This is a genomic window from Betaproteobacteria bacterium, from assembly GCA_016709965.1.
Lineage (GTDB): Bacteria > Pseudomonadota > Gammaproteobacteria > Burkholderiales > Rhodocyclaceae > Azonexus > Azonexus amarohabitans.
In genome coordinates this window covers 1,071,231-1,092,881 of the sequence record JADJLT010000006.1, presented here as the reverse complement: position 1 = coordinate 1,092,881, position 21,651 = coordinate 1,071,231, and the positions used below count along the sequence as shown (strand labels likewise).

Here is a 21,651-nt window from a genome sequence, read left to right as displayed (position 1 = left end):
CACTCTCTAACACATCACATTTCCACAGTTGGATTTTGCTACATCTTCTTCGATCTTCGATCAGACTTGCTCTGATCGCACTACTTTGCAGCTTTTCTGCAACGACAAACGCATCCGAAGTTATGCTGCCGCCTGGGCGTTTGCTTGGCATCGGAATAAGCATCAACGACCCTCCCAATGCGACTAGCTTGGCGAAAGCGATTGGTGCAAATGCTATCCGATTAGATGCGCCATGGAAGCAAATCGAACTCTCGGCAGGAAAATACATTATCCCTGATTGGCTTGAGCGAACCGTCACATCAATGGTCAATGCAGGGGTTACACCGCTACTTATCCTTGCCTACGGCAACCCACTTTATGATGCTGGAGACAAACCCACCTCGAGAGAAGGCATTGAAGCATTTGCACGTTATGCGGCATTTGTAGTCCAGCATTTTAAAGGTCGAGTTTTTTACTATGACCTTTGGAACGAGTGGGATGCTCACACCGGTCGAACCACCCCGTTAGGCGCAGATGAATATTTAAATTTGGCAAAAATTGTCTTTCCGGCCATTAAAGCAGTTGACCGCAAGATTCAATTATTAAGTGGAGGCATATCTGACAAAGGGATTCGTGAAGGATTTTTCGAGCGATTTTTTCAGTTGGGTGGTCACAGATATGTAGATGGTTTGTCGCTACATCCCTATGTCTGGAATAGCCGCAAACGTAGAACTCCGGAAGGAGCAATGGATTTTGTCGATCAGGTTGCCACGCTGGCTAGCAAAGCCAATGCTGGAACCAGCCTGCCTATCTATTTGACTGAAATCGGCTGGCCAACCTATACCGGCAAGGATGGCGTTTCCGAAGAAGAAGCATCCTGGTACCTAACCCGCTATTTCCTGCTCGCTGCGAGCCGCGGCTATGTTCGAGGAATATTCTGGTATTGCCTGATGGACCAAGGTACCGACCCAAGCAACAAAGAACATCGATTTGGCGTTTTGGACAGAAAGCAGGAGACCAGGTTGGCTGCAAAGGAACTCAAGAAAATTACTGGGGTTCTGACTGGTGATGTTCGTGTAACCATTCAACAGACAACACAGCAAACGATTGCTGAAGTTGCTCGCGCCGGTGTCCCAGAAGGTCGATATATCTGGGAAGAAAAGCCCGTGGCCAAAGATTTTAGTGACACATTAAAGTCGTCACTCTGGGACGAAAAACCGGCAGCCGCCGACAGGCGTGCACCGCTATGGCAGCCGGCTGTAATGGGAACCAAAGGGCAACAATAATGGGAACATTGATATTCCTGACCGCAGCGATCGCCATGATCGCTTTGCTCATTGGGCTAATTCTCGGTACCCAATTTGTACCAGACCGAGTCTGGTTTGCAGGCATTGCACTTTTTGCCATCCCGCAAATTTACCTACTTCCCATCGCCGGCGTCTTCCCATCCATCGCATTGCTGGCCAGTCTCGGCGCACTATATTCATTCAAGCATCTGCCTGAATTGTTCAAAGTCAACTGGGTCAAGGCATTCATTGCCTTGTTTTTAATACAACTCATCAGCATCGCGTGGTCCCAAAACCCACTAGCTGGCATTCGACACCTGGTGTACCTGCTACCTTTCCTGATTACTGCATTTATAGGATATGGGTATACGCGCCAAAACGATTCGTCGGCACAGCACTATATTTATTACGCACTGTGGATATCGGTTATCCAGGCCATCATGGTGATAGTTTTTCGGGTGGCTCCATTTATCGAATCGGGATTTATCGGATCGCGCTTGGCTGGAATCGTGATATCACCCAATGTTCTGAGTGCCTTGTTCGATGGTTCACCCAATAACATATTCGATCCAGGCAAAGCCGGCGGACTCTATGTAAATGCCAATACAGCGTCTGCCATGCTGGGATTTTGTTGCATGCTGGCCTGGAACATGGCCAAAACAGCAGGAATGGGGTCGCTACGCCTGGTTGCGACACTCAACTGGCTGGCGGTATTTTTTACGGGGTCAAAGGCTGGTGCAATCATGGCACTTATTATCCCAGCCTTGCTGATGAGCCTGGAGCTCGTACGCACCCGCCGCATCGACATGCGGGTTGCGGCGGTACTGGCGTTTTTAGGCGCCATCGCGGTCGTTGCTGTGCCGTTTGCCTTCGAATATCTCCAACAAAGCACATTCCTCAACGCGACCTCCAGCACGCTCGACATCCGGAAAGTCATCTGGAGTTTTGCAAGTCAAGAGTTCTTCCGGTCCCCGCTAAAGGGCATGGGATTTGGTGGATGGGAGGCGCGCTTTCCATTTTATGCCTACATTCACCGCGTTAGCCCGACTTACCCGGCGCATAACGCTTTCGTGATTCTTTGGGGACAAAGTGGACTGCTTGCAGTGATCTGCATGGCTACATTCATCGCACTGTTTATCCGCTGGGCATTCAAGGCCAGCCGGCATACAGATTTAGGCATCCGTAACCTTGGCAACGGTTTGCTAATGGGTACGCTGTGGTTCTGGACTCAGGCTCAGGGTGAAAATTTTGGCATTCTTGGTGAGCAGCATTTCACACCGCTACTAGGACTTCTCGCCGGTGTTTTGCTGGCTCGTCTTCAATCCTCCTCCAACGCCAATGTCATTCAACAATCCGCGGAGTATAAATTTTGAAGCCCATCATCTTCAGAATGCAGCTATTCAAGCCCTCTGAAACATTCATTACCGAACAAACCGCAGCATTGCCCGATACTGCCGCACTCTTGATGGGGCGAAAATTGTTTGGCAAGCCTGATGCCCGTCTAAACCACTACAGTCCGCATTTATCAAAACTGCAAACGCTGCGCATGGTAGGGACAGGTGACGTGTCATCTTTTATTGCTCCGGCACGCAAGTTCGGCGCGACACTGATTCACGCCCACTTTGCGGTCGATGCGCTCTATGCCAATGCAATCGCCAGACAACTTGAAATTCCACTGCTCACCACCTTGCATGGTTTTGACATCACGACGAAGCGAACCGATTTTTTGAAATCAGGCAGTCCATCGCTCATGCGCTACGCTCTTTTTCAACAAAAATTGAAAAACGACTGCGAGGTTTTCATTTGTGTATCGGATTTCATGCGCAACCAGGCGCTAAAGGCCGGGTTTCCCGAATTGAAAATTCGAAAACATTTCATTAATGTCGACACCAATGCCTTTAAACCTGCCAATGGCCAGAACACCCAGCCCAATCTGCTCCACGTTGCCCGCCTTGTCGAAAAGAAAGGTACCAACTACCTCATTCGTGCCTTTGCCCAAGTAGTCAAACACATCCCTGAAGCACGGCTGAACATACTTGGTGGTGGCCCGCTACTTGAATCACTGCAAAAATTAGCTGCTGAACTCGGTGTTGATGATCGGGTTTCCTTTCTCGGCGTCCAGCCACATGCCGAAGTACGACGACAGTTGATGGAATCAAGCGCGCTAGTGCTGCCAAGCGTAACTGCCGCCAATGGCGATGCCGAAGGACTCGGCATGGTATTGCTCGAAGCTGCTGCGACGGGTGTGCCCACGGTAGCTACCCGGCATGGCGGAATTCCGGAAGCAGTTCGAGATGGTCAAACAGGAATACTAGTGCCAGAAAGAGATGTACCAGCGCTCGCCGATGCAATGTTCTCTCTGCTCAGAGATCAAGGACTGAGAGCGCGCATGGGTATTCAAGCTCGCCAGATGGTTGAGCAGGAATTCGACATCGTCAAACAATCTCGAACATTGATTGAAATCTACCGGACTGCGCTTCAATGACGCAACACATTCTAGGCGTTGCGCGCACCCTGCCCTTTCACAGCATCGGCGGCATGCAGGCAATTGCATGGGATTTGTTTCGTGAATTTGCCCGGCTCGGTCACAAGGTTACAGTCATCACCACCAGTATTCCGGGAAAAAAAAACCCTTTCGTTGCAGATGGCGTCCATGTAATACCGCTTGAAGGAACGCGCCCTGAGCGCTGTGATAGTCGCTGGTGGCAAGCATCTGCCCAATGGTTCAAGCTATTACCCACCGGGAAAATTGACGGTGTTTTAAGCATCAGCTCTGCCGGCGCAGCAATTGCAAGTGGCCGCAATCATAATCCAGATACCAATTTTGTATTTCAGGCTCACGGCACCTCCTGGGGCGAATTTGTCTCGAAATGGCGTACGGGCAGGCCAATACAATGGGCCAAATCCGTGCGCAATTTCTACTGGTTGTTCAAGGATGCCGGCATCTACCGAGATTTTGATCATATCGCCTTGGTTGGCGATGTTCTCCAGACCCAATTCAACAGCCCACCAGTCAAATGGATGAAAGGCAATGCGCCAACAGCCCTGATTCGAAATGGCGTTGATGAGCACGTATTCTCTCCCGACCCCGCCTGCCGACAGCGAGAACGCACTGCACTTGGCTGGTCAGAAAACGCTCGTGTAGCCGTATTTGCAGCCCGCCTACACCCGCAAAAAGGTGGCGAGGTTGCATTGAGAGCATTTCAACAGCTGTCACATAAAATCGATGAAGCACGGCTCCTGGTGATCGGCGGTGGTGAAGACTTGGCGCGACTCCAGTCGCTAAGTTCTGATCTGGGATGCGAACAAAACGTTCACTTTACTGGGCCAATATCCAGAGAGCGAGTTTCGCCGCTCCTGGCTGCCGGCGATGCATTCGTTTTCCCAACGTTACGTCAGGAAGGCCTACCAATGAACGTACTGGAAGCTCTTGCATCCGGTCTGTACCCCGTGTGCTCCGAACATACCCGGCCCGTTTTCGATCCGACGTTTCCCATTTCCTATGCAGACCCGCGAGACATACCCACGTTCAGCTCAGCGCTCCATGACGCCTTGCTCAAAGGAGCGGCACCTGTGTCTCTGCTGACGCCCGGCTACTCCCTTTCCGCGTGCGCCCGGCAATATCTCGATCTGCTCCTGCCACAAGGAGTTCGTTGATCAATGTTCAAAGTCGTGCGGGTGCTCCTTCTTGGCGGCATGGTCGGCAAGCTACTCGGTGTGTTGCGTGAGTTGATCTTTGCCTGGCTATTTGGCACCGGCGCTGTGGCCTCTGCATTTCGTCTGGCGCAGTCCGCCTTCCTGATTCCGCTGCATGGTTTTGTCTCTGAATCGATCAATGGTGCATTTACTCCAAAGTATTCCGCACAGCGCGAAACTGAACCCCATCGCGCAGCCGCCCTGTTTTCGGGGCTCTATACCGTTCTTTTACTGATATCAATCATTGTTGCCATCGGGCTTTTTGTCGGAGCAGATCTCTGGGTAGCCGCACTGGCCCCAGGGTTCGATGCTGAGCGCCGGCAAGTCGCGACAGCCATGCTGCAAGTACTGGCGCTGGCGCTGCCGGCTTATGTGGTGTCGGGGTTGTTCGCTTCAGTTGATTTAGCGATGGGGCGTGGTGGACTTAGCGCATCTCGTGCATCAATCCAAAGTCTTGGATTGATACTCGGGACACTTGCGGCCATGTGGTTAGGTAAACCAAACATGATTGCTGTTGGTTTCGTAACATCATTTGCAGTACTTTTTATTATTGGTAGGCGCGTCATCTTGGATGAAGGTTTGACATTGCGCTTAGTTTGGTTTTTATCACCTGAAATCAAGTCTGCGCTTATTGAAATATTTAAGGCATTCAGGATATTAATTTGGATTCCCATAGCATTCCAAATTAATGGAATAATAGAAAGACGCGTTGCTTCATTAGTAAGTGAAGATGCGATGGTAGCTGTCGACTACGCCCGATTTATCACTGAAACATTAATAATTTTAGTCGCAATGCCTTTCGGCTTAGCTGGGCTTTCGACTATGGCAAGCATGAATGTAGAAGCATTCAGAAAAGCTAAAATTTTGGCATTTAGGGCACTACTTTATGTGGGCATTCCGCTTTCGGCTCTACTGTATGTGAATGCAAATTTAATCGTTGCAATTATATTTGAACGTGGCGCCTTTGGTTCTCATTCTGTCGACGTTACGGCTCAAATTCTTTCCGGCATGGCTATTGGCATCTGGGGGCAATTACTTGGGTATGCTGGCGCTAAATTTATGTCCGCACGAGGACAAAATACTGGAGCATTGATCGCAAGTCTTTTGGGAGTTGCCTTTAGCGTAACCACCTTGCTTTTTGGTCAGTCATCTTTTGGAATTTCCGTTCTAGGGGCTGCTGCCGCACTCCAGGGTCTTGTTTTTGGCAGTTTCATTCTCTGGAGAATGGAGGTATTTCGAGAACTTGGCCTCGAAATATTCAGCCTAATTTTGATTGCCATTTCATATGTTTTTTCAGCCGAAATACTGATAAATTTCAATCAAAAAAACATATGGTCATCAGTATCATTTGCTATTTTATTTTGGGCAATATTTTTTATTGCATTACCATGGCACCGCCGTACGGCCATCGAGGCAATCTCGTTAATTAAAAATAAAAATAAAATTTAGCTGAATATAAAATTACCGAAAAGCCAATCATGAATTTATTCAAAATCCTTCGTCCAAAATTTGCACTTGGATTAATCAGAAATATATTACTTAAAATCCATTTCAGGGACTCGCTTGATATAAACATATTCCGTACATATTTCGCGCCGAGTGTAAAAATTCATGTATCAGGAGGCGGTAAAATAAAATTTGCCCATTCCGGAAAGCGTATTTATGTAGCTGACGGTTGCGAATTGACTGCTTCGGGGGGCATTTTGAATGTGGGAGAAGGTGTCTTCTTCAATAGAAACTGCACAGTTGTGACACATGAAAATATTTTTATAGGTGCGCACTGTATGTTTGGTTCTGGGGTGTGCATTTTCGACTCCGACCATGCATTTGACAGACTGGATATCCCGTTTTCCGAGCAAGGATATAAACGAACAGCTGTTTCATTAGGCGAGAACGTTTGGATTGGGGCAAATACCGTGATTACTCGCGGTACTCAAATTTGCCGAAATGTAGTTGTTGGCGCCAATTTTTTGACGAAAGGCACACTCGATGAGGCACATGTTTATGGTGGAAATCCATTAAAAATGCTGCGCTCAATTGCCCCATCGCAAAGCAATTAGCAACTTAGGTGCTTTAGCTAACTTGCAGCCCCACATTACGATATGAAAATTGCGATTCAGCATGAAAAATAAATTTGGTTCACGTGATGTAGTCCTCCTCTCAACAGCGGATTGGGACAATCCTTTCTGGACAAACAAGCAGCACGTTGCATGCGAACTGGCGCGCCGGGGCTATCGGGTACTTTACGTCGACTCCATCGGTTTGCGGCAACCGTCCGCAACCGCTCAGGACCTGGGGCGCATCTGGCGTCGATTGAAAAAGGGCTTGAGGCCGGCTAGCGCTGTTCGTGAAAACCTTTGGGTTTGGTCACCCTTGGTTATTCCCCTGCAACGTTATGGCTGGGTTCGTGGATTTAACAAGTTGCTATTGGCAGCTGGCTTGCGTTTCTGGATGTGGCGCCATGGTATTTCGTCGGATGTGATGTGGACGTACAACCCGATGACCTTGGAGTTTTTCTCGAACGAGCGCTTTGCTTGCACGGTCTATCACTGCGTCGACGAGATCAAGGCGCAGCCGGGAATGCCTGTTGCACAGATTGAGGCAGCGGATACTGCTCTGGTTAAGAAGGCTGACGTGGTTTTTGTGACGGCAGAATATTTACTGGAAAGCCGTCGGGTGTTTAATCCGAATACACATTATTTTTCGAACGTCGCTGATTTCGGACATTTTGCCAAAGCGCGTGATAGCGCAACAGTTGTGCCGGCCGATATTGCCGCCCTGCCCCAGCCTGTCGTAGGTTTTGTTGGCGCGATTAGTTCTTACAAGGTCGATTTTGATCTGCTCAAGAATATGGCACAGCAACACCCTGAGTGGTCAATTGCACTGATCGGGAAGGTTGGAGAAGGTGATCCGCATACCAACGTTTCGATACTTGAGTCGTTGCCAAATGTTCACTTCCTCGGCCCCAGAGATTATTCGGATCTGCCTGCATGTCTGAAGGGATTCGATGTGGCAATTTTGCCTTGCATGCTGAATGAGTACACCCGATCCATGTTCCCGATGAAGTTCTTCGAATATCTTGCTGCCGGACTTCCGGTTGTTTCGACAGCATTACATGCGCTGCAGGGACATGGCGACGTTGCCTACATTGCGTCAAGTCATGCTGATTTTGTGGCGGGGGTAGAGGCTGCCTTACGCCATGACGCTGCCCCACTTGAGAAGCGATTGGAGCTGGCATTGGAACAAACTTATGAACGCCGGACTGAGCGCATGCTGCGTTTGCTTCCCGCTACATGTTCTGCGGGGAGTCATTTGAAAGAAAGTGCCGCGAGATGAAGGTCGCTGTTATTCACGACTGGCTGACCGTCTATGCCGGTGCAGAAAAAGTGTTGGAGCAGATTTTCGAGATATGGCCTGAAGCCGATCTGTTTTCGGTGGTGGATTTCTTGCCGGATGACAAACGTCATTTCGTCAAGGGGAAGCATGCTACGACGACATTCTTGCAGCGTATGCCTAAGGCGCGGACACAATACCGAAATTATTTACCGTTGATGCCAATCGCAATCGAGCAGCTGGATTTGTCTGCTTATGACCTGGTCATTTCGTCCAGCCATGCTGTGGCCAAAGGCGTGCTGACAGGGCCGGACCAGCTCCATGTTAGTTATGTGCATTCGCCGATTCGCTATGCTTGGGATTTACAGCATCAATATCTTGCTGAATCAGGCCTGGTGCGGGGGATCAAGGGCTTTTTGGCACGAGCAATCTTGCACTACATGCGCTTGTGGGATCTGCGCACGGCGAACGGCGTTGATGTCTATGCGGCAAATTCACGCTTCATCGCCCGACGTATCCAGAAGGTTTACCGCCGTGATGCTGAGGTTATCTACCCACCCGTCGATGTGGCCCGCTTCATCATGCGGGAAGAAAAGGAAGATTTTTACTTTACGGCTTCGCGCATGGTGCCATACAAGAAAATTCCGCTGATTGTAGAGGCCTTCGCGCAAATGCCCGGGAAACGCCTGATTGTTATTGGCGAGGGGCCGGAATTTGAAAAGGCCAAGGCGGCGGCCACGTCGAATGTCACGCTATTAGGGTATCAATCCACTGAGGTGTTGATTGATCATATGCAACGCGCCAAAGCGTTTGTGTTTGCTGCTGAAGAGGATTTCGGGATTACCCCTGTAGAGGCACAGGCTTGCGGTACGCCAGTGATTGCTTATGGCAAGGGCGGCGCGCTGGAAACAATAAATTCTCAAGGTGAAGACCGAACAGGGCTCTTTTATTACGAGCAAACAACTGCAGCGATTTGCGAAGCGGTACGTCAATTCGAATCTTTGCCTATTGCGCTTGATGCACGAACCTGCCGACGCAATGCAGAACGTTTTTCTCCGGAAGTTTTCCGGGAACGCATGCGCAATCTGGTCAATGTTGCCTGGGATGCGCATCGTTCTGTCAAGAATCCAGATCATCGTTAAGGCAATACCCCATATGACTTTTGCGGCTGTGCCGCCGGGTGCTGTTGCGCATCAATTTTTTATTGGAGTGTTTTGATATGAAAATCACTGTAATCGGAACAGGCTATGTTGGCCTGGTCAGCGGCACTTGTCTGGCTGAAGTGGGTAACGATGTGTTGTGCCTTGATATTGACCCGGCCAAGATCAAGATTCTGGAAGATGGCGGCATCCCGATTTTTGAACCGGGTTTGCAGGAGATGGTTCGCCGCAATGTGGCAGCCGGGCGCTTGCACTTCACAACAGACGTGGAGAAAGCGGCACACTTTGGCACCATCCAGTTCATTGCCGTAGGTACGCCGCCGGATGAGGATGGTTCGGCCGATCTGCAATATGTGCTGGGTGCTGCCCGCAATATTGGTCGCCTGATGACGGATTACAAGGTCATTGTCGACAAGAGTACCGTACCGGTCGGCACCGCAGCCAAGGTCAAGGCGGCCATTGCCGAGGAGTTGGAAAAGCGCGGCGTCGATATTCCTTACAGCGTGGTTTCCAATCCGGAATTCCTCAAAGAAGGTGCCGCCGTCGATGACTTCATGCGTCCGGACCGTATTGTCGTGGGTGCAGAGGAAGAACGCGCCATTCACCTGATGCGCGCCCTTTATGCGCCATTCCAGCGCAACCATGAACGCTTGATCATCACTGACGTCAAGAGTGCCGAACTAACCAAATATGCGGCCAACGCAATGCTGGCTACGCGCATCAGTTTCATGAACGAACTGGCTAATCTGGCCGAGGTGCTTGGTGCGGATATTGAAATGGTTCGGCAAGGCATTGGCTCCGACCCGCGCATTGGTTATCACTTCTTGTATCCCGGCTGCGGCTATGGCGGCTCCTGCTTCCCGAAGGACGTCAAAGCGCTGATTCAGACAGCAAAAGACGATGCCGGCATCACTTTGAAGGTGCTAACCGCGGTTGAGGAAGCCAACGATCTGCAAAAACACATTCTTGGCAGCAAGCTCAAGGCTCGTTTCGGCGATTTGAATGGCAAGCATTTTGCGCTCTGGGGCCTGGCCTTCAAGCCGAATACCGACGATATGCGCGAAGCGCCAAGTCGCGAACTGATTGCAGACCTGTTTGCGGCTGGCGCTACAGTCAGCGCCTATGACCCGGTTGCCATACATGAAACCCAACGTATCTATGGCGATGAGCCCCGCCTTAAGTACGCAGAAACACCCATGCATGCGCTCAAGGATGCGGATGCGTTGATCATCGTCACTGAATGGAAGGAGTTCCGCAGCCCGGACTTTACGGCGATCAAGCAGGCACTCAATGCCCCGGTGATTTTTGACGGGCGCAATCTTTATGATCCCAAGCTTGTGCGTGAACAAGGGATCGAGTACTTCGCAATCGGGCGCTGAGGCAAACATGGCTAAAGGAATGATTCTGGCAGCCGGCCAGGGAACGCGGGTTCGCCCGCTCACCAAGGATTGGCCGAAGCCGATGGTGCCGATTTTGGGCAAGCCGGTGATGGAGTACCTGATCGAGCACCTTGCTCGCTATGGGATCACCGACATCATGGTCAACGTGGCCTTTCATCATCGGAAGATTGAAGAGTATTTTGGTGATGGTCGGCGTTGGGGCGTGAACATCGGATACTCGTTTGAGGGCGTCTATGATCATGGCGACATCCTGCCCAAGCCCAAGGGCTCAGCCGGTGGGATGAAAGCCATTCAGGATTTCAGCGGGTTCTTTGATGAGACGACACTGGTCATGTGTGGTGATGCGATTATCGATCTCGATATCGGCGCGGCCTTGTTCGAACATCGCTCAAAGGGCGCATTGGCCAGTGTCGTTGCTTTAGAGGTGCCTAATGACCAGGTTCAAAATTACGGCATTGTGGTGACCGACAAGGACGGCAAGGTTGAGTCTTTTCAGGAAAAGCCGCTGCCGGAAAATGCCAAATCCAATCTGGCCAGTACCGGTATCTATCTTTTTGAACCGCAGGTTCTGGACCTTGTGCCTTCCGGCGTTGAATTTGACATTGGTAGCCAGCTCTTTCCCTTGCTGGCTGAAAAAGGCTTGCCGTTCTATGCGCAAAGTCGCTTTTTCAACTGGATCGACATTGGTCGGCTAACGGATTACTGGTCTGTCTTGCAGCGGATCTTGAAGGGTGAAATTGCCCAGATGGACATGCCAGGCAAGGAAATCCAACCGGGTATCTGGGTTGGGCCCAATACTTCGATTAGCTGGGATAGCACCAAGATCGTCGGCCCGGTCTATATTGGCTCAAGCGTCAAGATCGAGCCAGGCTGCTCGGTGATTGGCCCGGCCTGGATTGGCCACGGAAGCCATTTGCGTCGAGGCTCCAAGGTTATCCGCAGCATATTGTTCGAATACACCCGTATCGGTGAAGGCATGGAGTTTTCAGAAATGATCGTTTCACCGCGATATTGCGTGGATCGCAATGGCGACACGACCTATGTCGGTGACGACCGTTGCAAGTTGCGCTGGGGTGACGCAAGGGGATAGAAAATGCAGAAGCCGCACCGCGCATTTGATGGCATGCCAGCGGCTTGCACCGAATGTGTGTTGCATGATTTTCCCTGCGGAGAATAGCCTGCTTATTCTCCGCACTTTATGCGGTTAATAACTGGATTCGGTGCTGGCCAAGACTCGCTTCTGGCAACGCTGGGCAACTACACCATTGAACGAGCGTCAGGTGATGTTGCTCAATCGGCTACAGGATGGCTTTGATGGCAAACTGAACAGCAAGCAAGTGGGCGACAATTGCCAAGTGTTCGCCAGATACTGCGCTTCGTGACATCCATGAATTGCTGGCCCTCGGGATTCTGCGCAAGGCGGCAGCAGGTGGTCGCAGTATCAGCTACGAGCTGAATGGTTAAGCTAGGCGCGGATGGGGCACGATACTTTTGTCGATTGTCTTCAGGCAGCATGAGAAAATTGCCTGATAAATATTCATTTTTGATGGAGCAGTCATGATTTTAGTCACCGGCGCAGCAGGCTTTATCGGCAGTAACTTCGTCCTTGACTGGCTGGCCCAGTCCGACGAGCCAGTCATCAACCTCGATGACCTGACCTACGCCGGCAATCTGGAGAATCTCTCTTCGCTCAATGGCGATGCACGGCATATCTTCGTTAAAGGCAGCATCGGCGACTATGACCTCGTCGCCAAACTACTGGCCGAGCACCAGCCCCGTGCCGTCGTCAATTTTGCTGCCGAGTCGCACGTCGACCGCAGCATTCACGGCCCGGAAGACTTTATCCAGACCAATATCGTTGGCACCTTCCGTCTGCTGGAGGCGGTACGTGCTTACTACGGTCAACTGGAAAAAACGGCCAAAAACGAATTCCGTTTTCTGCATGTCTCCACGGATGAAGTCTATGGCTCGCTCGACAAAGATGCCCCGGCCTTTACCGAAACCCACCAGTACGAACCGAACAGCCCCTACTCGGCCAGCAAGGCGGCCAGTGATCACTTGGTGCGCGCCTATCACCACACCTACGGCCTGCCGGTGCTGACCACCAACTGCTCGAACAACTACGGCCCCTACCACTTCCCGGAAAAGCTGATCCCGCTCGTCATTCACAACGCCCTGGCCGGCAAGCCATTGCCCATCTACGGCGATGGCCAGCAGATTCGCGACTGGCTCTACGTCAAGGACCACTGCTCGGCAATTCGCCGCGTGCTGGAAGCCGGCAAGCTGGGCGAGACCTATAACATCGGTGGCTGGAACGAGAAGCCGAATCTGGATGTCGTGCATACCCTGTGCACCATCCTCGACGAACTCAGCCCACGGGCTGACGGCAAGCCGTACAAGGAACAGATTACCTACGTCACCGATCGCCCCGGCCATGACCGCCGCTACGCCATCGACGCCACCAAGATCGAACGCGAACTCGGCTGGAAGCCGGCTGAAACCTTCGAGACCGGTATCAGGAAGACGGTGCAGTGGTATCTGGTTAACCAGGCCTGGGTGGCTAATGTGACCAGCGGGGCGTACCAGAACTGGGTTGGCAAACAGTACAGCGCCTGATCGAGCTTCGGTTGTCTGATTGCTATCCTGGCGATTAATTTCGTCGGCACCGCGAAAGCGGAAATGACCGTCATTTGGGGCTAATGGCTACCGGTTTTTGGAATCGGCAAAATTATCGGCAATATGTATGTGTTATATTTTCCTATCACATTGAATATTAGAACTATATATCGGCATTAATATCGGCAATATGGATCTTTACGACGACCCCGTTCAGATGGAGCCTTTGGTGGTGCATGACACTCGGCCTCGCCATGCCGAGCTGATTGGGCTTGCCTATGAACTGTCTGAGGCTTCTGCCTGCCTGGATGCCGCTTTGTGTGCCCCGACAGCGCAAAGTCTGGCGACTTTGGTGACCGGGATGAATTGCTATTACAGCAATCTGATCGAGGGGCAGCACACGCTGCCGCTTGAAATCGCCAAAGCCCTTCAGGATGCGAAGGGGGCTCCGTCTCAAAAGGACTTGCCGAGCCTGGCCAGTGCTCATGTGAGCGCCGATATCTGGGCGAGGTCGGCGCCATTGAATGAAAACTCCCTGCTGCCGGCGATTCAGGAAATCCATCGGATTTTCTGTTCACAATTGCCGCCGGAAATGTTGGTGCTGGAAGATGGCACGGTGATGGTGCCCGGCGCGATTCGCCAGCGCGAGGTCAGCGTCGGTCGCCATGTCGCGCCTCGTGCCGAGGCCTTAGGTCTATTTCTGGATCGCTTCAGCCAGTTCTATGGTCAGCGCCTGGCGTGGTCGGCCAGGGGTGGCAGTAGCAAGCTCGATGGCATTGTCAGCGCCTTCGCTGCTCACCATCGTCTTGCCTGGATTCACCCGTTTCCCGATGGCAATGGCCGTGTCGCCCGTATCGTGCTCGATGCCATGCTGCGCCAGTGTGGTGTCAACGGAGCCGCACTGTGGTCGATGTCTCGTGGCTTTGCCAAATCAAACGTGATGTACAAGCAACAAATGGCCTTGGCCGATTCGCCACGACTGGGCGATCTGGATGGACGCGGTAATCTCTCTGAAAAATGCTTGGCCGACTATTGTGCCTACGCCTTGCAAACCGGGCTTGATCAGGCTCGGTTCATGGCCAGCATGTTCGACCTGAATGCCTTCAAGGGCCGCGTTGAAGCCTATTTTCAGCGCGTCCGTTTCGATTTGAAGCCCGAATCTGCGTTCCTCTATCTTCAGGCCTTCGCCATGGGTGAAGTGGAGCGCATGTCAGCCGCTCGCCTTACGGGATTAAAGGAGCGCACGGCGCGGGATGTCGTGTCGCAACTAACGGCTGAAGGCTTTTTGGTCTCTGATACTCCCAAGGGAAAACTGCGCGTCGGGTTTCCTGTGCATGCGCTGGGGTCATTGTTGCCAAATCTGTACCCGGCCGGTGACGTTGATTTTTTACCACCGCTTGCGGCCGTGGGCTGAAGTTATGACGCCCAATATGCTCTATTCAAGGGGGAAGGTTTGTTGATACAAAAAATTGTATTTGGATGCCGTTTTTGCACTGGCCTGGCCCATGGGGGTGATCTATGAAAATTCTACTGACAGGCAAGAACGGCCAGGTTGGCTTTGAGTTGCAACGCGCACTGGCGCCCTTGGGCGAGGTTGTTGCGGTCGACCAGCACGAATGTGACCTTTCCAATCCGGATGCCATTCGCCAACTGGTGGCCAAGGTGGCGCCGCAGGTGATCATCAACCCGGCGGCCTATACGGCGGTGGATAAAGCGGAATCCGAACAGCAACTGGCCCAGGCCATCAACGGCACTGCGCCGGGTGTGTTTGGTGAGGAAGCGGCTCGCTTGGGGGCGCTGGTCATCCATTATTCGACGGACTATGTGTTCGATGGCTGCGCCTCTGGGGCCTACCTCGAATCGGATACCCCAAACCCGCAAAGCGTTTATGGCAAGACCAAGCTGGCGGGTGAAAAGGCTTTGCAGGCGAGCGGCGCGGATCACCTAATATTTCGTACCAGTTGGGTCTTTGGCGCGCACGGCGCGAATTTCGCCAAGACCATGCTGCGTCTGGCGGCCGAGCGTGAGGGTTTGAAAATTGTTGCGGACCAGTTCGGTGCGCCGACGTCAGCTGCGCTGCTGGCCGATGTGACGGCGCAGGTGCTGGGGCAATACAAGCGCCAGGGCAGGACAGGTTTTCCGTTTGGGCTCTATCACCTGGTTGCCGGTGGCTGCACCACCTGGCACGAATATGCGCAAACCGTGGTTCGGGCAGCTTTGGCGGCCGGCAAGCCACTGAAGTTAACGGCCGACGACATCGTGCCGATCACCACCGCTGACTACCCTCTTCCGGCGCCACGCCCGGCCAATTCGCGACTCGATACCCAACGCCTGCGCGAAACCTTCGGGCTAGAGCTCCCCGCCTGGCAAAGCGGTCTGGGTCATGTGCTTCAACAAATTCTGTAAAGGACTAAACCATGCGTAAAGGCATTATCCTCGCCGGCGGTTCCGGCACCCGTCTCTATCCGGTCACGCTGGCCGTGTCCAAGCAACTGCTGCCGATTCACGACAAGCCGATGATTTATTACCCGCTGACGACCTTGATGCTGGCGGGTATTCGCGAGATCCTGATTATCTCGACACCGCAGGACACGCCACGTTTCGAGCAGCTTTTGGGCGATGGCAGCCAGTGGGGCTTGAGCCTTTCCTACGCGATCCAGCCCAGCCCGGATGGACTGGCTCAGGCCTTCATTATTGGTCGCGACTTTGTTGGCAGTGGCGATAGCGCGCTGGTCCTGGGTGACAATATTTTTTATGGTCATGAATTTGCCAATGACCTTACGACCGCCGACCAGCAAAAGGACGGCGCCACGGTCTTTGCCTACCATGTGCATGATCCGGAGCGTTACGGCGTGGTGGAGTTCGATGCCGCCGGTCAGGCGGTCAGCCTGGAAGAAAAGCCGAAGGTACCGAAGTCCAATTACGCGGTTACCGGCCTCTACTTCTACGATAATCAGGTGCTCGACATCGCCCGCGATTTGAAGCCGTCACCCCGCGGTGAGCTGGAGATTACCGATGTCAATCGCATCTATCTCGAACGCCAACAGCTGAATGTTCAGGTGATGGGCCGCGGGCATGCCTGGCTGGATACCGGCACCCATGAGTCCTTGCTGGATGCCAGCCAGTTCATCGCCACCATTGAAAAGCGCCAAGGCCTCAAGGTTGCGTGCCCGGAAGAGATTGCCTTCCGCAAGCGCTGGGTGTCGGCCGAGCAGCTTGAAAAGCTGGCCCAACCGATGCTGAAAAATGCTTATGGCCAGTATCTGATGAGCCTGCTCAAGGAACGGGTGTTCTGATGAAGGCGACCCCCACTGCCATTCCGGATGTCCTGGTGCTTGAGCCGAAAGTGTTCGGTGATTATCGTGGTTTCTTCTTTGAAAGTTACAACCACAAGGCTTTCTGCGAAGCGACCGGATTGAACCCGACTTTTGTGCAGGACAACCATTCCAAAAGTGTCAGGAACGTGCTGCGTGGCTTGCACTACCAGATCGAGCAAGCGCAGGGCAAGCTGGTTCGCGTCGTTCAGGGTGAGGTTTTCGATGTGGCGGTTGACCTGAGAAAAGACTCACGGACGTTCGGAAAATGGGTCGGCGAACATCTTTCTGCTGAAAATAAAAAGCAATTGTGGATTCCTGCCGGATTTGCCCACGGTTTTGTCGTACTTTCGGAGACGGCAGAGTTTCTCTACAAGACTACCGACTACTATGCACCGCAATTCGAGCGCAGCGTCGCCTGGAATGATCCTGATCTCGCGATCAAGTGGCCAGTGACCGGCGACGTTGCACTTTCTGCAAAGGATTTGGCGGGGGTCCGGTTTGTGGATGCTGCCTATTTCTGAATAATTGGCTTTTGCGGTGCTTGGCCTTCAGGCGTGGCGCCGCATGAACTGGACATGAAACACTGGCTGTATCTGTGGCGAACGCTTTGCGCCGACCATAGACGGCTTTACTGCATGGATTTCAAATTTCGATGAAAACACTTTATCTCGTTGCCGGTGCCCGACCGAATTTCATGAAAATCGCGCCAATTGTGCGTGCACTGCAGGCGCATGGCGGACTGGCGTTCAAAATCATTCATACCGGCCAGCATTACGACCGCGAGATGAACGAGGTGTTTTTCGAAGAACTGGGCATTCCGCAGCCAGATGTCTTCATGGGCGCCGGCGGTGGCTCGCATGCACAGCAGACGGCCAAGATCATGGTGGGCTTTGAGGAGCTATGCCAGGCACAGCGTCCGGATGCGGTGCTGGTGGTGGGTGACGTCAACTCGACCCTGGCCTGCTCGATCGTGGCCAAGAAACTGAACATCCCGGTCGCTCACGTCGAGGCTGGCTTGCGCAGCGGCGACATGACGATGCCGGAAGAAATCAATCGTCTGGTCACCGACAGTATTTCAGACTGGTTCTTTGTGACAGAACCCAGCGGTGTCGAGCATCTGCGCCGTGAAGGCAAGGCCGATTCAGCGATTCATTACGTTGGTCATGTGATGGTCGATAACTTGCTGTATCAGGCGGAAAAGCTGAAGGATGCCGATACCTCAACATTTGAAATTTCGGCAAATATTCCGGTTGACCGTAGCTATGGCGTGGTCACACTGCATCGGCCAAGTAACGTCGATGATGCGGCGATGATGGCGCAGATTGGCGGTGCGTTACGTGAAATTTCGGCAGAACTGCCACTGATCTTCCCGGTCCATCCGCGCACCCGGGGCAATCTGGAAAAATTCGGCGTCGATCTCGGGCCGAATGTGACACTGGTCGGCCCGCAGGCGTACATGGCTTTCCTGAGTTTGTGGAAGGATGCCGCGGTGGTGCTGACTGACAGCGGCGGCCTGCAGGAAGAAACGACGGCGCTGGGCGTGCCCTGCATTACGATCCGCGAAAACACGGAGCGCCCGGTAACGGTGGATGAAGGTTCCAACGTGCTGGCCGGGACGGACCCGGTGCGTATTGTGGCTGAGGTGCGCAAGGTGCTGGCGGGCAATGGCAAACAGGGCCGCCGGCCGCAACTTTGGGACGGCAAGGCGGCGGAGCGGATCGTGGCAATTCTGGCTGCCGAGTTGGGCGTTTGAGCCTGCATAAACTGGACACGCAGAGCCAATTGTCATACAACGAATTAATTTTCTTCATTTACTTTTTCGATTGATCTCAATTTTATGACCACCGCCATCCTTCCCGTCATTCTCTCCGGAGGCTCCGGCTCCCGCCTTTGGCCACTTTCCCGCGAGCAGCATCCGAAACAATTGCTGCCGCTGGTAGGTGGCGAGTCCATGTTGCAACTGACGGTTGCCCGACTCGATGGCTTACCGGGTGTCCAGGCACCGTTGCTGGTCTGTAACGAGAACCATCGTTTTGCGGTGGCCGAGCAGCTTCGCCAGGAGGGCCGACACGGCACCATCGTACTTGAACCCGCCGGTCGAAATACGGCACCCGCTTTGACCCTGGCAGCCTTGCTGGCCGGGAACGATGGCGCCGACCCGGTCATGGTGGTGATGCCCGCCGACCATGTAATCCTGGATGAAGCGCTGTTCCGCAGTTCAGTAACCAGCGCAGTCGAACTGGCGGCGTCGGGCAAGGCGGTCACCTTTGGCATTACGCCGGATGCGGCGGAAACCGGCTACGGCTACATTCAGGTCGGTGAGCCGGTGGCAGCGCAAAGCGCAGCTTTCATGCTGGCGCGCTTTGTCGAGAAACCGAACCGGGCGACCGCGGAGTCCTATCTGGATTCAGGCCAGTATTTGTGGAACAGCGGCATTTTTGTACTGAAGGCCTCTACCTGGCTCGATGCACTGGCCCAGTGCCGGTCGGACATTCTGGATGCTTGCCGCGCTGCTGTCGCTGAGGTCAAGACCGATGGCGACTTCGTACGCGCCGCCAAGGCCGCTTTCGAAGCCTGCCCTTCAGACTCGATTGACTACGCAGTCATGGAACGATTGAACCAGGGCATCGCAGGCTTGCCGCAGGGCGTCGTGATTCCGCTGAATGCCGGCTGGTCGGATGTGGGTTCGTGGGATTCGCTTTGGGAGGTTCTGGACAAGGATGCATCCGGGAATACCACGCGCGGTGACGTGATTCTGGAAGCTTGCACCAATACCCTGGCGTTTTCGCAGAATCGACTGGTCGCCTGCGTAGGGGTTAATGATCTGATCGTCGTGGAAACCGACGATGCCATCCTGATCGCCCAGCACGATGCAGCACAGGATGTGAAGAAGATTGTCGATAAACTCAAGACCTGTCGGCCAAACCTGACGCAACTGCACCGCAAGGTACATCGGCCGTGGGGCTGGTTCGATGGCGTCGATGCCGGCGAGCGCTTTCAGGTAAAGCGCATTGTCGTGAACCCTGGCGCCCAGCTTTCACTGCAGATGCATCACCACCGCGCCGAGCACTGGATCGTGGTTTCAGGCACCGCAAAAGTGACGCGCGGCGAGGAATATTTCCTTATTTCGGAAAACGAATCGACATATATTCCGTTGGGTGTAACGCACCGTCTGGAGAACCCTGGCAAGTTGCCACTTGAGATGATCGAGGTGCAATCCGGCAGTTATCTGGGCGAAGACGACATCGTGCGTTTTGAAGACACCTACGGCAGGTAGTTTAGTTTCGGCAAGCGCTCTTTAGTGGGCAAAATCAGTCGCAATAGTTACTCGGTATAATTTCGTTGCAGTGCAGTCGTTCCATGCCGGCAACGACCATCAATTTTTGGAGAAATCATGTCAGTTGTCGCAGTTATCGGCCTCGGTTACGTTGGCCTGCCTCTGGTCGTTGAATTTGGCAAAACTGGCCGGACCATCGGCTTTGATATCAGCACGAGCAAGGTTGCCCAGTGTATTGCCGGCAAGGACCCGTCACGAGAACTTGAGGACGAAGTGCTGGCACAGGCGATTCACGCTGAATACACGGCTGACCCGAAAATGCTGGCCGAGGCCGATATCATTGTCGTTGCGGTACCGACCCCGGTCGACAACGCGCACATTCCGGATTTTCGACCACTGATTGGTGCCAGCACGTCGGTGGGTCGCCACATGAAGGCAGGCGCCATCGTTGTCTATGAGTCGACCGTTTATCCTGGCGCCACCGAAGAAATCTGTATCCCTGTCCTGGAGCGGGAATCCGGCCTGAAATGGAAGCAGGATTTCAATGTCGGTTACTCGCCCGAGCGTATCAATCCGGGCGACAAGGAACATACGCTGACCAGCATTCTCAAGGTGGTTTCGGGCGATACGCCGGAAACGCTGGAAAAGGTGGCCGAACTTTATGAGCGCATCGTCAAGCCGGGCGTGCATCGTTGCCGCAGCATCAAGGCTGCTGAGGCCGCCAAGGTCATCGAAAACACCCAGCGCGACCTGAATATTGCGCTGATGAATGAGCTGGCCATTATTTTTGACCGCCTTGACATCGACACAACAGAAGTACTGGAGGCCGCTGGAACAAAGTGGAATTTCCTGAAATTCAAACCCGGCCTGGTCGGTGGTCATTGCATCGGCGTTGATCCGTATTACCTGACCCACAAGGCAGAAATGATCGGATACAACCCGCAAGTAATCCTGGCCGGTCGCCGCATCAATGACGGCATGGCGAAATTTGTTGCCGAGCAGACAGTCAAACAGATGATCGCCGGTGGCAGCTATATCAAAGGTGCCCGCGTGAACGTGCTGGGACTGACGTTCAAGGAAGACTGCGCCGATCTGCGTAACTCCAAGGTTGCTGACATCATTGCCGAACTTAAAAGTTACGGTATCGAGGTTTTTGTGCACGACCCATCGGCTGATCCGGAAGAAGCCATGCACGAATACGGTGTGCGCCTGTTTGCCTGGGATGACCTGCCCCGTGCCGATGCCATCGTCGCTGCTGTTGCGCACAAGGAGTACTTGGCCCTGGGTGCCGAAGACCTGTCACGTAGACTGGTCAAAGATGGTTGTTTCATTGATGTCAAATCGACCTTTGACAAGGCTTCATTGAACGCAGCCGGGGTACGTGTCTGGAGATTGTGATTTTTTTCGAGTAACTTTTAACATTAGCTTAATGAAATTGGAATAAACTGTCTGCATCTTTTCACTGATAGCCAGTCATTCCAATCAATTGGCAGCAGACATTCGCGGTGGTTTTTCTTCAGAAAAAATACCGCGTTTGTCTTTGATGACAGGAGACAATTTGTCTGGAGGGTTAATCTTTTTCCTCCA

General features: G+C 53.0%; 18 protein-coding genes and 1 pseudogene. All 19 read left to right on the top strand.

Annotation, left to right across the window (positions count from 1 at the left end; all coding sequences use genetic code 11):
- The first annotated feature begins 188 nt into the window (after positions 1 to 188).
- Positions 189 to 1,265, top strand: a complete 1,077-nt coding sequence (locus tag IPJ12_19610) for a hypothetical protein (GenBank protein MBK7649303.1) — start codon at positions 189 to 191, stop codon at positions 1,263 to 1,265.
- Complete coding sequence (locus tag IPJ12_19605) at positions 1,265 to 2,638, top strand: O-antigen ligase family protein (GenBank protein MBK7649302.1); 1,374 nt, start codon at positions 1,265 to 1,267, stop codon at positions 2,636 to 2,638. Before IPJ12_19610 ends, IPJ12_19605 begins: the two co-directional genes overlap by 1 nt.
- On the top strand, positions 2,635 to 3,750 hold the full coding sequence (locus IPJ12_19600; protein ID MBK7649301.1) for a glycosyltransferase: 1,116 nt from the start codon (positions 2,635 to 2,637) through the stop codon (positions 3,748 to 3,750). Before IPJ12_19605 ends, IPJ12_19600 begins: the two co-directional genes overlap by 4 nt.
- The gene (locus IPJ12_19595; GenBank protein ID MBK7649300.1) at positions 3,747 to 4,922 is read left to right on the top strand and encodes a glycosyltransferase family 4 protein; all 1,176 of its coding nucleotides are present in this window, start codon (positions 3,747 to 3,749) and stop codon (positions 4,920 to 4,922) included. The genes IPJ12_19600 and IPJ12_19595 overlap by 4 nt, the downstream gene beginning before the upstream one ends.
- 3 nt (positions 4,923 to 4,925) lie before the next feature.
- Positions 4,926 to 6,410, top strand: a complete 1,485-nt coding sequence (locus IPJ12_19590; GenBank protein MBK7649299.1) for a hypothetical protein — start codon at positions 4,926 to 4,928, stop codon at positions 6,408 to 6,410.
- A gap of 29 nt (positions 6,411 to 6,439) precedes the next feature.
- Complete coding sequence (locus IPJ12_19585; GenBank protein MBK7649298.1) at positions 6,440 to 7,021, top strand: acyltransferase; 582 nt, start codon at positions 6,440 to 6,442, stop codon at positions 7,019 to 7,021.
- 61 nt (positions 7,022 to 7,082) lie between these two features.
- Positions 7,083 to 8,297, top strand: a complete 1,215-nt coding sequence (locus IPJ12_19580; protein ID MBK7649297.1) for a glycosyltransferase — start codon at positions 7,083 to 7,085, stop codon at positions 8,295 to 8,297.
- Entirely contained in the window at positions 8,294 to 9,436 is a 1,143-nt protein-coding gene (locus IPJ12_19575) for a glycosyltransferase family 4 protein (protein MBK7649296.1), read from the top strand. The genes IPJ12_19580 and IPJ12_19575 overlap by 4 nt, the downstream gene beginning before the upstream one ends.
- Before the next feature lie 77 nt (positions 9,437 to 9,513).
- Entirely contained in the window at positions 9,514 to 10,833 is a 1,320-nt protein-coding gene (locus IPJ12_19570) for a UDP-glucose/GDP-mannose dehydrogenase family protein (protein MBK7649295.1), read from the top strand.
- A 7-nt stretch (positions 10,834 to 10,840) separates the two neighbouring features.
- Positions 10,841 to 11,944 (top strand): NDP-sugar synthase, encoded by a 1,104-nt coding sequence (locus tag IPJ12_19565; protein ID MBK7649294.1) that lies wholly within the window; start codon positions 10,841 to 10,843, stop codon positions 11,942 to 11,944.
- Between the two features lie 193 nt (positions 11,945 to 12,137).
- Positions 12,138 to 12,318 (top strand): annotated as a pseudogene (locus tag IPJ12_19560) (hypothetical protein).
- A gap of 93 nt (positions 12,319 to 12,411) precedes the next feature.
- The gene (rfbB, locus tag IPJ12_19555) at positions 12,412 to 13,470 is read left to right on the top strand and encodes a dTDP-glucose 4,6-dehydratase (protein ID MBK7649293.1); all 1,059 of its coding nucleotides are present in this window, start codon (positions 12,412 to 12,414) and stop codon (positions 13,468 to 13,470) included.
- A 190-nt stretch (positions 13,471 to 13,660) separates the two neighbouring features.
- Positions 13,661 to 14,884, top strand: coding sequence for a Fic family protein (locus IPJ12_19550; protein MBK7649292.1), 1,224 nt, complete (start codon positions 13,661 to 13,663; stop codon positions 14,882 to 14,884).
- A 104-nt stretch (positions 14,885 to 14,988) separates the two neighbouring features.
- On the top strand, positions 14,989 to 15,876 hold the full coding sequence (gene rfbD, locus IPJ12_19545) for a dTDP-4-dehydrorhamnose reductase (protein MBK7649291.1): 888 nt from the start codon (positions 14,989 to 14,991) through the stop codon (positions 15,874 to 15,876).
- An 11-nt stretch (positions 15,877 to 15,887) separates the two neighbouring features.
- The gene (gene rfbA, locus IPJ12_19540; protein MBK7649290.1) at positions 15,888 to 16,766 is read left to right on the top strand and encodes a glucose-1-phosphate thymidylyltransferase RfbA; all 879 of its coding nucleotides are present in this window, start codon (positions 15,888 to 15,890) and stop codon (positions 16,764 to 16,766) included.
- Positions 16,766 to 17,308: a dTDP-4-dehydrorhamnose 3,5-epimerase gene (rfbC, locus tag IPJ12_19535; protein MBK7649289.1), complete on the top strand. Its 543-nt coding sequence runs from the start codon at positions 16,766 to 16,768 to the stop codon at positions 17,306 to 17,308. Before rfbA ends, rfbC begins: the two co-directional genes overlap by 1 nt.
- 131 nt (positions 17,309 to 17,439) lie before the next feature.
- Positions 17,440 to 18,540: a UDP-N-acetylglucosamine 2-epimerase (non-hydrolyzing) gene (wecB, locus tag IPJ12_19530; GenBank protein ID MBK7649288.1), complete on the top strand. Its 1,101-nt coding sequence runs from the start codon at positions 17,440 to 17,442 to the stop codon at positions 18,538 to 18,540.
- 84 nt (positions 18,541 to 18,624) lie between these two features.
- Positions 18,625 to 20,064, top strand: a complete 1,440-nt coding sequence (locus IPJ12_19525; protein MBK7649287.1) for a mannose-1-phosphate guanylyltransferase/mannose-6-phosphate isomerase — start codon at positions 18,625 to 18,627, stop codon at positions 20,062 to 20,064.
- A 117-nt stretch (positions 20,065 to 20,181) separates the two neighbouring features.
- A complete protein-coding gene (locus IPJ12_19520) occupies positions 20,182 to 21,462 on the top strand; it encodes a nucleotide sugar dehydrogenase (protein MBK7649286.1) in 1,281 nt (426 codons plus the stop codon).
- Positions 21,463 to 21,651 lie beyond the last annotated feature (189 nt).